The organism is Pseudovibrio sp. Ad26, assembly GCF_001623285.1.
GTDB classification, from domain to species: Bacteria; Pseudomonadota; Alphaproteobacteria; order Rhizobiales; family Stappiaceae; genus Pseudovibrio; species Pseudovibrio ascidiaceicola.
On the sequence record NZ_LMCE01000095.1, the window covers coordinates 275,590 to 289,165 of the forward strand.

General features: G+C 52.5%; 13 protein-coding genes and 1 riboswitch. Of the genes, 5 read left to right on the plus strand and 8 right to left on the minus strand.

The window, feature by feature from the left end; translation table 11 throughout:
* Positions 1-44 precede the first annotated feature (44 nt).
* Both dgcN and dgcA read left to right on the plus strand, forming a co-directional pair.
* Positions 45-1,058, plus strand: coding sequence for an N-acetyltransferase DgcN (gene dgcN, locus PsAD26_RS22595; protein ID WP_063312210.1), 1,014 nt, complete (start codon positions 45-47; stop codon positions 1,056-1,058).
* A complete protein-coding gene (gene dgcA / locus PsAD26_RS22600) occupies positions 1,055-2,038 on the plus strand; it encodes an N-acetyl-D-Glu racemase DgcA (protein WP_063312211.1) in 984 nt (327 codons plus the stop codon). Before dgcN ends, dgcA begins: the two co-directional genes overlap by 4 nt.
* A gap of 47 nt (positions 2,039-2,085) precedes the next feature.
* On the opposite strand, the gene PsAD26_RS22605 is transcribed toward dgcA, so the two are convergent.
* Positions 2,086-3,264, minus strand: coding sequence for an MFS transporter (locus PsAD26_RS22605; RefSeq protein WP_208985815.1), 1,179 nt, complete (start codon positions 3,262-3,264; stop codon positions 2,086-2,088).
* A 172-nt stretch (positions 3,265-3,436) separates the two neighbouring features.
* Between PsAD26_RS22605 and PsAD26_RS22615 the strand changes: the two genes are divergently transcribed.
* Entirely contained in the window at positions 3,437-4,546 is a 1,110-nt protein-coding gene (locus PsAD26_RS22615; protein WP_208985816.1) for a protein phosphatase CheZ, read from the plus strand.
* Between the two features lie 64 nt (positions 4,547-4,610).
* Here the strand turns inward: PsAD26_RS22615 and PsAD26_RS22620 are convergent, their stop codons facing one another.
* The 3 genes from PsAD26_RS22620 to PsAD26_RS22630 all read right to left on the minus strand — a co-directional run bounded on the left by PsAD26_RS22620 (position 4,611) and on the right by PsAD26_RS22630 (position 7,604).
* On the minus strand, positions 4,611-5,630 hold the full coding sequence (locus tag PsAD26_RS22620) for a threonine/serine dehydratase (protein ID WP_063300929.1): 1,020 nt from the start codon (positions 5,628-5,630) through the stop codon (positions 4,611-4,613).
* A gap of 91 nt (positions 5,631-5,721) precedes the next feature.
* Complete coding sequence (locus PsAD26_RS22625) at positions 5,722-6,801, minus strand: glycosyltransferase family 1 protein (protein WP_063312215.1); 1,080 nt, start codon at positions 6,799-6,801, stop codon at positions 5,722-5,724.
* Entirely contained in the window at positions 6,798-7,604 is an 807-nt protein-coding gene (locus tag PsAD26_RS22630) for a UDP-2,3-diacylglucosamine diphosphatase (protein ID WP_244278302.1), read from the minus strand. The genes PsAD26_RS22625 and PsAD26_RS22630 overlap by 4 nt, the downstream gene beginning before the upstream one ends.
* A 266-nt stretch (positions 7,605-7,870) precedes the next feature.
* Here PsAD26_RS22630 and PsAD26_RS22635 point away from each other — a divergent pair, with 266 nt between their 5' ends.
* Positions 7,871-8,650, plus strand: coding sequence for an SDR family oxidoreductase (locus PsAD26_RS22635; RefSeq protein WP_063312217.1), 780 nt, complete (start codon positions 7,871-7,873; stop codon positions 8,648-8,650).
* Between the two features lie 63 nt (positions 8,651-8,713).
* Here PsAD26_RS22635 and PsAD26_RS22640 read toward each other — a convergent pair whose 3' ends face one another.
* From PsAD26_RS22640 to PsAD26_RS22655, 4 genes are all read right to left on the minus strand, one after another.
* A complete protein-coding gene (locus tag PsAD26_RS22640) occupies positions 8,714-9,982 on the minus strand; it encodes an OmpP1/FadL family transporter (RefSeq protein ID WP_063312218.1) in 1,269 nt (422 codons plus the stop codon).
* A 293-nt stretch (positions 9,983-10,275) separates the two neighbouring features.
* Entirely contained in the window at positions 10,276-11,379 is a 1,104-nt protein-coding gene (locus tag PsAD26_RS22645) for a TRAP transporter substrate-binding protein (RefSeq protein ID WP_063312250.1), read from the minus strand.
* Between the two features lie 13 nt (positions 11,380-11,392).
* The gene (gene thiD / locus PsAD26_RS22650; protein WP_063312219.1) at positions 11,393-12,196 is read right to left on the minus strand and encodes a bifunctional hydroxymethylpyrimidine kinase/phosphomethylpyrimidine kinase; all 804 of its coding nucleotides are present in this window, start codon (positions 12,194-12,196) and stop codon (positions 11,393-11,395) included.
* Positions 12,196-12,951 carry a hydroxyethylthiazole kinase gene (locus PsAD26_RS22655; protein WP_063312220.1) on the minus strand — a complete coding sequence of 252 codons (756 nt, stop codon included), beginning with the start codon at positions 12,949-12,951 and terminating at the stop codon, positions 12,196-12,198. Before PsAD26_RS22655 ends, thiD begins: the two co-directional genes overlap by 1 nt.
* Before the next feature lie 41 nt (positions 12,952-12,992).
* Positions 12,993-13,101: riboswitch (TPP riboswitch) on the minus strand.
* Between the two features lie 210 nt (positions 13,102-13,311).
* On the opposite strand from PsAD26_RS22655, the gene PsAD26_RS22660 reads away from it, so the two are divergent.
* Positions 13,312-13,548 (plus strand): Lrp/AsnC ligand binding domain-containing protein, encoded by a 237-nt coding sequence (locus PsAD26_RS22660; protein ID WP_063300934.1) that lies wholly within the window; start codon positions 13,312-13,314, stop codon positions 13,546-13,548.
* The last annotated feature ends 28 nt before the right edge of the window (positions 13,549-13,576 follow it).

The window sequence follows — 13,576 nt, forward strand, 5'->3', positions numbered from 1 at the left end:
CGTCTAGTAATCCTCATTCAGCCACAAGTACAACGGATAAAATTATGTCTATTTCTAAGCCATATCTATTATTTCTTGGGGACGTAAAAGACGAGCTGGCAGCAAAAACTGCACATGGCGTACTTGATTGGCGACCAGAGTGGTGTCTCGGGCAAATTACACTCCCGGGCTGTAAAGCCCACACGACCCTGTCAGAGATGAGTCTGACCGACGCCACAGAGGCAGGTGCAAAGACCATGGTCATCGGCTGCGTCAATGCAGGTGGCGTCTTGCCTGATCACTGGATTGAAACCATCGTCGATGCACTCAACCATGGCCTCGACATCGCAGCAGGCCTGCATATCGAGCTTGGCAGCATTCCCGCCATCGCCGAAGCGGCTGCAAAAAACAATCGTAAACTCCATGACCTGCGCTTTACAGACCTCACCTTTCCAACAGGCAAAGGCGACAAGCGCTCAGGCAAACGCCTTCTGACAGTTGGCACCGACTGTTCCGTCGGCAAGAAATACAGCGCACTCGCTCTACAAAAAGGCCTAGCAGACCGCAATATCAGCTCAGATTTCTGCGCGACCGGCCAGACCGGCATCCTCATTGCTGAACGCGGTGTTGCCATCGACTCTGTCGTCTCAGATTTCATCTCCGGCGCTGCTGAGCACATCAGTCCAGCCACTAAAGACGACCACTGGGATGTGATCGAAGGTCAAGGCGCATTGCATCACCCTTCCTTCGCCAGTGTCTCCCTCGGCCTGCTCCATGGCTCTCAGCCAGATGCGTTTGTCGTGTGTCATGAGCCAACCCGCTCCACCATGCGCGGCGTTTCGGCCCCCATTCCATCCATTCAGGACGTTATTGACCTGACAATACAACTGGGCCGTCTCACCAATCCGGACATCCGCTGTGTCGGCTTAGCGATCAACACCATGATGCTTTCTGAGAATCATGCAAAAAACCTGATTGAAGAGCTGGGGGAAGCGCATAAACTGCCCGCAACTGATCCTGTCCGCTTCGGGACCGATCCAATCATTGATCATATTTGCGCGGAGTTTAAACTGGTTTGACCTGTCGCCTGTCTATTGAAGCTGAAACATTCCCAATTGCGGGAAGCTTTACCATTGCCCGCGGTTCCCGCACGGAAGTGAACGTTCTCACCGCCACACTCACGCAAGACGGTCACACTGGCCATGGCGAATGCGTTCCTTATCCGCGGTACGGCGAAAGCGTCGAGAGCGTCACCGCTCAAATCGAAGCTGTGCGTGGGGCTATTGAAGCTGGTGTGTCCATTGAAGAGCTACAAAGCCTCATGCCAGCAGGCGCAGCCCGCAACGCTGTGGACTGCGCACTGTGGGACCTCAGGGCCAAACGCCAGAACACCTCCGTGGCTGATCTCATAGGCATCAAGTCCCAGCGCATTCTGGAAACCGCCTACACCATCTCTGTTGGCACGCCGGAAAAGATGGCGACAGACGCCGCCAAAGCAGCAAGCCGTCCTCTCCTCAAAGTCAAACTGGCAGGGGATGGTGATGTTGAACGCATCGCTGCGGTCAGACAAGCTGCACCAAACAGCAAGCTAATCGTCGATGCCAACGAAGGTTGGTCAGAAGATAATCTGGAAGCCAACATCAAAGCCTGTCAGCAGGCAGGTGTTGGACTGGTGGAACAGCCTTTGCCAGCGGGCAAAGACGGTATTCTGGCAGAAGTGGAACACCTCATCCCGATCTGCGCAGATGAAAGCCTGCACACCTCTGCAGACTTGGAGAGCCTCCGCAATCGCTATTCAGCCATCAACATCAAGATCGACAAGACAGGCGGTCTCACTGAAGGCCTGAAGCTGCTGCGCAAGGCGGAAGAGATGGATTACGTCATCATGGTCGGCTGCATGCTCGCCACATCTCTCGCCATGGCGCCTGCCATGCTGCTGGCGCAAAACGCAGAGTTTGTTGATCTGGACGGCCCTTTGTTGCTTGCCAAAGACCGAGGCCACGCGATCCGGTTCGAGGGCAGCCTGATGCACCCACCTTCCCCGCAGCTCTGGGGCTAATAACAGATACAAAGAAGGCGGCTCTCACATCGAGGCCGCCTTGTTTTTTAAACGCGCTTTGTCACCAGCATAAGCGTCAGCACACCGACACAGCAGATCCCCGCCATCAGATAGAAGGCATAGGCTTGCTCAATCGCGTAGAGCCAACCGCTGGCAATACCGCTCACGCCCATCACCACACCAAAGGCTGTTTGTGTCAGGCCTTGAGCAGTCCCAAGGCGCTTGCTTGAAACCAGTTTGGACGTATAGGCAACCATGCCCAGAAATACCATACCAAAGCTACCGGCATGCAAAAGCTGGAGCAAGACAGCGGACCACGTTTCCGTTGCATAAGGGAACAGCATCCAGCGGATGATGCTGGCAACACCGCCAGTGACCATCAATCCCCAGGCTCCCAGGTGGCGCATGAAGAAGGAACCCCAAACAAAGATCCCAATCTCTGCCAGAGTACCGATCGCCCACAATCCACCGACCATCGCATCGCTGATACCCACAGAAAGCCAGAAGATGCTGGCGAAGGCATAAAGCGCTGAGAAGCTGCCAAGCAGCAAACCACCAGACAACACCACAAGCAGGAACTGTGGATCACGCAATTCTTCAGCAGCCCAAACGCTTTCCTTGCTTGAGCTGCGGCTTTCGGACGGCATCCCCGGCAACAAAACTGAGGTAAGCGCCAACACACCAAGGCTGCCAACAGTCAGAAACAGCAGTTCAGCAGGCTCTCCGAATGTCAGATACCAACCGCCGATCAGTGTTGCCACCACAAACGCAATAGACCCCCAAGACCGCATTGGTCCGTAATTCAGGCCGAGTGTGCTCACGGTTTCATAGGCATATGCATCCTGCAAAGGCTGGATGGGCGTGTAAAAAATAGAGAGGAAGATAACCAGACCGATGACCACCCAGTAGTCATTTGAGTAGATCAGCGCCCAGAACGAGATCAAAGCAATGACACTGAAAAGTGCCATGGAGTGACGCCTGCGTCCGGCACGATCAGAAATGCTCGTCATCACCGGCGTTGCAAAAATCCGCACGATATTGGGCAAAGCTATCGTAAATGCGATCTGCACAGGGGTGAAGTTAATATCCTTTAGAAAAAGAGGAAAGTACGCAAGAAAGAAAGCGTTTGCGAAATTAAACGCTGCAAACAAACCACTTACGCCTGTTGCAATCCAGAATAGGTTACTGGCTTTCCCTAATGAGGAAGTTCTTCTGGGCATAGTCATTGGAAAACACTACAAATGGGGGTGGAGAGTACCCGGGGAGGTGGATGGGAAGGGATACTCCTATCACTTGTGCTAATAGGGACTATCCAAATCAATGTAAACCAATTATTAGCCGTAGAATCTGTTATATAAACTTGTAGTATTATCTTAGTTAGTTATGAAGGAGCCACTTATGGCTGGCAACAACCGAAAGGTCCTTTTGAGCCCCGAGGAATTTGATGCCATCAAAAGCGCACTCTCTGAGACTGATAGAGGCCGCGCTTTCCTTCATGATCACCTCACACTAAACAGATCCGCCGAAACAGCAGACCTTCTGGAAGCTGTGCGACGACTTGAAAAAACATTGGTTGAGCGCGAACTGCCATCTGAGATGGAAACTTATCGCCTGCACACCTATGAAATGTATGAGGCAATCGAGCGAACTAAGGACGAAATCTCAAAGATCAAGCTGGAAAACGCCGACAATAATCGCTTTTCAGCTGCCTCTGACGAGTTAGATGCAATCGTCACATCCACAGAAAGTGCAACACAAGTCATTCTGGAGTCCTCCGAAGCTATTCAGGATCTGGTGGACAAGCTCCGTGCGTCCGGCGCAGAAGATGCCCCATGCGATGCCATTGAAGAAATGGCCATGGAAATTCTGATGGCATGCTCCTTCCAGGATCTGACAGGGCAGCGTATCAACAAAGTGGTGAAGGCCCTTCATTACCTTGAAGGCCGCATCTCCAAGATGATCCGCATCTGGGGTGTAAACCTGGCTGATGAAGATCGCCCGGCAATCAATTTGGATGAGCCGCGTGATGAAGATGATCGTCATATAGACAAGCGCCCGGACGCCCACTTGCTCAACGGCCCTCAAATGGATGGTGCAGGCGTTGATCAGGCAGACATCGATGCAATGTTTGATGCAACACCTGCCTCGACCGAAGAAGCGCTGAACGAAAACGTCGTTCAGTTTGCAGCCGAAACACGAACAGAAACAGTCCAGCAGGAACAAGACACAGCAGAAGAGCCCGCCGAGGAACTTGCTGAAGTCTTTGAACTTGATGATGTGGAAGAAGAGCTGAACGCTGTCGAAACGCCTCAGGTCGCGTTGATCGAGGACGACGACCTCATCGTCACCAACGACGATACGCCAGTTGAGACGGACACCGCGACAGAGCAGGACGACGCGCCGATCGAGATCGAGGGGCAGTCGCCTCCGCTCACCTCCCCAAGAGGCAGCAATTCCGACCCGCTCCATCACCTCTCAACAGGAGAGCGCCTCGCACTCTTCTCGTAATTGAGACCTAAAACCAGAAATTCGAAAGCCGTTTGCCTCCTTTTCAGCGCAAACGGCTTTTTTCTTATGCAGGTGCTTTCTCTGCAGAGTACTGCTTCAGTGCTCTCTCAAAGATGGCAGGATCCACATTTCCGCCGGAGATCGTGATCACTGCCGTCTTCCCGGCAAGGTCAATCGTGCCGGACAAAACAGAAGCCAAAGCGACAGCTGCGCCCGGTTCAACAACCAGCTTCAGCTCAAAATAAGCAAAGGCAACCGCTTTCATCGCCTCGTCATCTGTGACACGCAGCCCTTTTGCCTGACGCCTACTCAATACTGAAAAGCCTTTGTCCCCCGGCATTTCAGTCAGCACGGCATCACAAACAGAACCGCCCAGAGCAGCATTGCGAACACGTGTCCCAGCTTCAAGTGAACGTGCATAATCATCAAAACCAGCAGGCTCTGCCGTGTAAATCTGACACTCGGGCAGGCTCGTTTCCAGCGCCAGCGCAATACCGCTGGTCAGACCACCGCCACCTGTACAGCTGATCAACACATCAGGCGTGACACCCAAAACCTCACATTGCTCTGCAATCTCAAGCCCGGTCGTGCCCTGTCCCACAATCACACCGCTGTCATTGTAAGGGTGGATGAACGTCGCACCGCGCTCCTCACAAAGACCACGGGCAATCGCCTCACGGTCCTCGCTCTCACGATCGTAAAGCACAACCTCCGCCCCCAGCGCCTTCGTCCGCTGGATCTTCAGCTGCGGCGCATCCTCAGGCATCACAATCACCGCCGGGAAACCAAGGATCTTCGCAGCAGCTGCAACGCCCTGCGCATGGTTGCCGGAAGAACACGCAACCACACCAGCGGGCCGCTGCTCCTGAGGGATCAGGGAAAGTCGATTGAATGCACCTCGAAACTTGAAAGACCCGGTGCGCTGCAGGTTTTCGGCTTTAATAAACACACGGCCATTCACCTGCTCATCCAACACCGGAAAGTTCAGAAGCGGTGTCAGGCTGGCATAGCCTTGTAACCTTGTTCTTGCTTTTTCAATTTCGGAAAAAGTGAGTTCGACTGGACTGGAAACATCTAAAACCATAAGAACCTCGGCAACAGCAATATGCCGCCCTGTATAGCACGCAAATCTACGAGGGTTTCAGATATTCTGATCACAGCTCAAGGAGATCCACTCAACCATTCAGGTGATTTCCAACAGAGCCTTTGCCCGCATACAGGTCCTGCCGGAATCCTGCAGTAAATGCAGGGTCATAGGCATGTTCAGCATTGGCCAGAAACTGCTCGGCACTCGCCCGCCACGTAAATCGCAGAGCAACATCCCGGCAGTGATCCCGCGAAACCTCCAGTGCTTCTAGTGCTGCGACCTGCAGATCATTCTTCAGCACGCCTGCCCCACTGTTCCCAATCACATCAATCGGCCCCATCACAGGAAAGGCCGCCACAGGCGTTCCGCAAGCAATTGCTTCCAGCAGCACATTGCCAAAAGTGTCAGTCAGGCTCGGAAACACAAACACATCCGAGTTTGCATAATATTCAATCAGTTCATCACCAACGACAGGTCCGGTAAACAACACCTCCGGATAAGCAACCTTAAGCTCCTCCATCTGCGGACCACCACCAACGACCACCTTGGTCCCCGGCAAGTTAAGCTGCAAGAATGCCTCGATGTTCTTCTCAACCGCCACACGTCCCACATACAAGAACCGGGGTCCTGGCAAGTGATCCAGCAAACTGGTCTGCATTGGCCGGAACCGCTGATGATCCACCCCGCGAGACCATCGCAGCAGGTTCTCAAACCCACGCATACGCAAGTCCGCTTCCAAAGTGCTCGTCGCAACCATGCACCCTTGTCCGCTGTTGTGAAAACGGCGCAGCCAGGAATAGCTGAAGGACAGCGGCACCGGATAACGCGCCTGTAGATACTCAGGAAAGCGAGTGTGATAGCTGGTGGTGAAGACACGCCCATCCCGCTTCGCCACCTGCCGCGCCATAAGACCCAACGGCCCCTCGGTCGCGATGTGCAGATGATCACAGTCGTACTTCTCAATAAACCCACGCACGATATGCGGCAGCGTCAGGCTCAGCCGGATCTCACCGTAAGATGGCATGGGGATGCTATGGAACGATTGCGGCGTCAGGAACTCAACCCGAATCCCCATGGAGCGCAGCTCAACAGCAAGCCGCTCCAATGTCCGCACAACACCATTGATCTGGGGCTTCCACGCATCGGTGACGATCAGGATCGAGCTCATGCGGCCACCTGTCCGTCAGAACTCTCATCCGATGGTTCATTCTCGACCCGCTTGCCATCTCCCCAATGAATAAGCTCAAACGTACCATCAAAGTTCTCGGCAACAGCGGTGCAACTCTCCACCCAATCACCAGTGTTGATGTAATGGATGCCGCTGGTTTCATGATCAGCCGCATGGTGGATATGACCACAGATCACCCCATCCACCTTCTGCCGCTGTGCTTCGGAAACCAGCGTCTCTTCAAACTTACCAATGAAATTGACGGCGTTCTTCACCTTCAGCTTCGCCCATGCTGAAAGGCTCCAATAGGTCAGCCCCAGCTTGCGACGGCAATAATTCAGCACTGTATTGAGATTGAGAGCACTCACATAAGCCCAGTCGCCAAAGAAGGCCAACCACTTTGCATGGCGTACCACCACATCAAACTGGTCGCCGTGAATGACAAGGTACTTCTTGCCATTGGCTCCCTCATGAATGAACTGGTCAACAACTTCCACCCCCCCAAAGTGAATGCCGAAGAAGTCCCGCAAGAACTCATCATGATTGCCGGGAATGTAAACAATCCGCGCGCCCTTGCGCCCTTTGCGCAAAAGCTTCTGCACCACATCATTATGCAGTTGAGGCCAGTACCACGACCGTTTTAGCCGCCAGCCATCAATAATATCCCCGACAAGATAAACCGTGTCGGCATCGTTTTGCTTCAGAAAGTCCAGTAAGAGATCCGCCTCACATCCGCGTGTGCCCAGATGCACATCAGATAAAAACAAGCTTCTGTACTTCTTGCTAGTAGAATCCCCGGTCACCACAAAGCCTCCGGAATAAGAAAACCTTCTTTCCTTTAAATTGATTCACAAGAAACAAATATGACAAGATACATATACTCAAACCTGTCAGTTTCTTGCTTGAACCTCAAGAAACATTACTCCCTGTTTATTAGGGGAGATAAAATCAAGTGCCTGCAATTCAAGTGAATATTCTATTTGCTTGCTAAGCTTGATCCTGACTGGCTCAAACCTTTCTGAGAATGTAGGCTGCCCTTCACAATTCACCGATTCATTAGGATGTTGAAATGCACTTGGGTATTGAGGGACGCAAAGCCATCGTCTGCGCATCCAGCCGTGGGCTGGGTTTGGGAACAGCAAAAGCACTGGCAGAAGCTGGATGCGATCTTGTAATCAACGGACGCAACGAGAAACTACTCGGCCAAATCGCGAGCGAACTGGCAGCACAACACAGCATCTCAGTCATTCCCGTGGCAGCAGATATCTCCTCACCAGAAGGCCAGCAAGCTGTGCTCAACGCCTGCCCAAATCCGGATATCCTCGTCAACAACAACGGCGGTCCACCTCGCCGCGATTTCAAGGAGCTGGACCGCCAATCCATTCAGGATGGTGTCATCCAGAACATGATCACCCCGATTGAGCTGATCAAAGCGGTTATTGATGGCATGGCAGAGCGCAAGTTCGGTCGCATCGTCAACATCACTTCCATGTCCGTGAAGATGCCCATTGAAGGTCTGGATCTGTCCAGCGGCGCCCGCGCTGGTCTCACCGCATTCCTCGCTGGCGTTTGCCGTCAGTACGCGCAGCACAACGTCACCATCAACAATGTACTGCCCGGAAAATTCGACACCGACCGCCTCAAAGGTGGGTTTGAGCGTCAGGCTGAGCAAACAGGCATCTCCATAGAAGAAGCCAAACAGCTATCTTCAGAAGAGATCCCTGCAAAGCGCCTCGGCGATCCAGAAGAGTTCGGTAAAGCTTGCGCATTCATGTGTTCAGCCCATGCTGGCTACATGACAGGCCAGAACCTCTTGCTCGACGGCGGTCTCTACCCAAGCGCCTTTTAAAAACGAAAAGCCTCCCCGCAGTCACACTGCCGGGAGGCAAATCAAACTGACATCGGCAAAGCCTTAGAACTTCAAACGCGCACCAAAGCTGATGATGTCAACATTGGTGTCATTGACCGGCCCTTGAATGGTAATGCCTTCATAGAACGGGTGGTCCGGATTGATGTTGATGTTTGAGCTTTCTGGGAAAATATGCGAGTAGCCAAAATCAACTTCCAGCCAGTCCTCGTAGAAATAACTCACCCCGGCACTCAGCCAGAACCGGTTTGAATCAGGCAGTCGCGGTGTCCGGTTCGCTTCGTCAATTGGAGACCACTCATAAGCCAACCCAAACCGACCAGTGATGTTCTGAGTGAAATCGTACTCTGTGCCCAATGAAATAAAGTAGCCGTCATTGTATTGGAACGGCAGTTCGGAAACCACTTGGTTTTGCAAGTTGAAAACAGGGAACGTTCCAAACCGTGACCAGTGTGTCCACTCAAACGTCCCCATCCCACGCCAGCGCTCATTCAGCTGTTGCTGGAAGGAAACTGTCACGGTTTCCGGCAAAATGATGTTTGCACGGATGGGTATTGGCTCATTGCCACCGACAACCAGTCGGCCCCTCAGGTTCTGTTCAATAGGAGAACGATACCCAATACCCAGTTGGGTGCCTTCCCATGGTTTAAAGAGCGCTCCAACCGTTGCGCCAAACCCGAGGTTATAATCCTCACCGCGCAGTTCCGCCGTTGGAGAGGTCGCTGCAATCGGCGGCACCCCTGTTGCCGATTTCAACCGAACCTGCAGATACTGAAGCTGCACCCCAACTCCGAGTGAAAACTTCTCCGTCACCTCATAAGCAGCCATTGGTGTAATGTTCACGGAAAGCACTCGAGAGGACCGCGCATAAACCTGCCCCGCCCATTCATTTTGAGGCTTGGTTTCAAATCCATATGGAGCGCTGGAACTGACCCCGAGAGACAAACGGTCATTGATCTTCCAGGTCCCGTATCCCGCAGGCACCCAGGCATCCACTCCAATATCACCGGAGGAATATGGCACCCCCGTTACAGGAATACCCAGTGCATCAATCGTCGCCGTATCCAGATCAATCGTTGCACGTGGAAACACGATGGTCTGCGAGGTTTCCGCCTGCACACCGTCATGACCAGTCATGGTCGCCGGATTCCAATACATACTGGAAAGGCTTTTTGAGATAGTCGCATTTCCCGCAAAGGAAAGTCCCTGATACCACGCCGATTGCTCACGAACAGCAAAAGCACCGGCAAAAGCATCAGACGCAATCAGCAAAGAAGAAAGACTAGCGATCGTAATGGGTAGATATCTGGACATGCACGGTACTTTCTGTTCTCAAGAAAACAATCAAGCAGTGCCATGATCAAACTACGAGTTACTTATTGATTCGGCTCTCTTCACTAGAATGGAAAATGTTACAAACTAATTGCACTGGCATATTTAAGGGTAAAGGGAGCTAACTTCACAAAACAACAATACCTAGCGGGCTCACAATCACTTGGTTATTCGCATTTCAGGCAGGTACACTGAAACATTTTCTGTGACAAAACTTCCGCATAACAAAAGGCCCTCCATATGGAGGGCCCTTCAAACACGATTTGATCTGCCGACTAACCTCTTGCAGAGATGTTTTTGCCCAATGAAAGAGCGCTCCACCCCGCCAGAAGCTTCTGCGCTTCTATGTAACTCTCATAAATCTTACGAGCCCTCTTGTCTTTCTGGGTGTAAACATCCAGCACCTCAGCACTGGTTTCCTTCAGGGCAGTCAACACCTCTTCCGGGAACTCACGCACTTCAACACCATGCTCTTCCTGCAGTACTTTCAGGCTGGCAGCGTTCTGCGCATTTGCTTCAGACAGTGCAAGATCAGCTTCCACGCGGCAAGCCTCTTCAACCACCACCTGTAGTTCTGGAGACAGCCCCTCCAGCGCAACAGCGTTCACGATAGCCTCACCCGTGCCATTCGGCTTATTGAAGCCCGGACCGTAGTAGTATTTGATCAGCTTCTGAAAGCCCAGCGCACTGTCGCTCCATGGACCAAGGAACTCGACACCATCAACCACACGCGTTTGCAGACTGGTGAAAATCTCGGAGGCTGGAATATTGACCGGAGTAACACCAAGCTTACGCAAGATCTCACCACCAAGGCCAGCGATACGGAGCTTCCGGCCTTTCAGGTCATCCAGCGTCTCAACAGGATCACGATACCAGCCAGCCATGGTTGGGCCAGTGTTGCCCCCCATAAACGGCTTCACACCAAATGGCGCGTAAAGATCATCCCAGAGCTCCTGACCACCAAGCTGATCCACCCATGCAGTGTGTTCCTGAGGCAAAAGGCCGAACGGAATTGTCGTAAAGAACACTGATCCGGGCATCTTGCCAGCCCAGTACATGGCAGCTGAATGGCCCATCTGTGCAGTACCGCTTGAAACAGCGTCAAACACCTCAAAAGCCGGAACCAGCTCACCAGCAGCAAACAGGCGAACACGCATCCGGCCATTGCTCATAATGTTGATGCGATCACAAATGCGTTGCGCAGACATTCCAGGGCCTGGCAGGTTCTTCGGCCAGCTGGTCACCATACGCCATTCGATGACCGGATCAGCATCCTGAGCCAGTGCTGGCGCAGCAAGTGCAACGCTTCCAGCAACCGCTCCGGCTGTAAGCCCAAGCGCCTGACGGCGGGTCAGATTGTTTTCTTTGTTCTTGGTCATTATCTCCGCCTTATTACTCAGACCAGAATTCATGGAAATGATGCACAGGCCCATGTCCCTCGCCTATATCAAGCGTATCCGCAGCTTTGATCGCCTGACTAATATACTCTTTTGCTTCACCAATAGCATCTTGCAGCGCTAGCCCTTTGGCAAGCTCCGCTGCAATCGCAGAGGACAAGGTGCAGCCCGTCCCATGCGTATTCTTCGTTTCATATCGTGGAGCTGTATACCACCGCTCCACATCACCGGAGAGGAAGAGGTCGTCACAGGTTTCATCAGATCCATGCCCGCCTTTCAGCAGAACCCCATTTGCACCCAAATCCAGCAGCAGTAACGCTTGTCTGTGCATGTCTTCACGAGATCCAGCCATCGGCTGCCCAAGCAAAAAGGCCGCTTCCTGCATGTTTGGCGTAATCAACGCCGCAATTGGAAACAACTTCTGCTTCAACACAGAAACAGCGGAGTTTTGCAGCAAAACATCTCCGGAAGTTGCCACCATCACCGGATCAAGGACGACGCACTTAACATCATATTCCGCCAGCTTTGTGGCAATAACATCGATAATCTCTGGCTGTGAAAGCATGCCGATTTTCACGGCATCCACCTTCAGATCAGAAAAAACAGCATCCATCTGCTCCGCCACAAATGCTGGCGGCACATCATGAATACCTGTCACACCTTTGGTGTTTTGGGCCGTCAGTGCAGTGATGACACTGGCCCCATAGACACCGCGAGCCGAAAAGGCCTTCAGGTCTGCTTGAATTCCGGCACCACCACCGGAATCCGACCCTGCAATTGTGACTGCAATCGCACTCATTAGGCCAATACCCCACCTTTATTATTCATTGTTTCGAGCTTGAGACGCTCGTTGAACTGGTCAGCCTTCAAGCTATAAAGGGTATCTATGAAAGCTGGAGTGAAGCTTCCCGGCCCGTTCGCCTGCTCTGCGGCAATCTCGCCGCATACACCATAGACAGCAAGCGCAGCAAGCACGGCAAGTTCCTTATCCGGCTCAACAGCGGCAAAACCAGCCAGCACACCGCCCAGCGCACAGCCAATGCCAGTCACCTTGTCCATATAAGCATGCCCATTGCCCACGGTGTAGGTTGTCTCACGGCCAAACACAGCGTCCTCAATACCAGTGCGCACAACCAGCGTGTTCTCGGTGACAGCTCCACCAAGCCCAGCGCTCTCACCCATATTGGCTTTGAGGATTGAAACGTTCTCTTTCAAAATGTCCTTGGCAAACTCCATGCGAATGTCTGAGCGATCTACTTTAACCGGGTCCAACACCACGGGCATAGATTTCTTGGCCGCCCCTTCAAGCCCCAGCCGGATACCATGTCGTCGCTTACCATCCAGCGTACCAAGATTGAGGAGCAATCCGTCAACACTCTCAGTAAATGCAGGAATTTCATCATGAGCAGACGTCATTGACGGCACAATATTACAAGCCAGCATCACATTCGCCGTGATGCTCTGAGCAACAGAGTTCGTCAGGCAATGAACTCGCACACCACGCTCGCGCACGCTCTCAAAAACCTGCCAAAGATTTTCAGCTGTGTAGGACATTTGTTTTCGCTTCCCTATCGATTACGGCGGGAACGATTACCTTGGTACTCATCCCAATTCCCTCCGCCGGCACAATCCGGATCAGGTTCTAGGAGTTGGCCTTCCGCCTCTCAGCCCGTCAGTCACTGCCGAGCACCCCCATTGGTTAGAATTTTTTGCTAGCAAACAAGAGAGCGAACTGCAAGCGGAAACGAGAGGCAGCGACAAAAGGCAACTGGGGGTAAATTTCGCTTAAAAAACGCAAAAGCTTGCAAAAAAACGCAGCTTCAACGCAAAATGCTCACAAAACAACGCAAACTCAATTTTGAGCGCAGCCCTGAAAGACAAATCAGTCTTACGGGACAGAAGGATAGCAGATTAATGATTCCGTTCTTTGTACAGATCAAATGCCAGCTCGGAAAAACCTATCAGGTTGCCAATGCAATTGCGGACGCAGAAGTTGCCTCCGAAATCTACTCCACCTCCGGGGATTTCGACCTGCTGGCCAAGTTCTACGTCAACGATGACGACGACATCGGCCACTTCGTTGCTGACAAGGTTCAGGTCTTCGATGGCATCCAGGACACCAGAACCATCATCACCTTCAAAGCGTTCTGATACCTACGAAAACAGGCGGGACACCAGC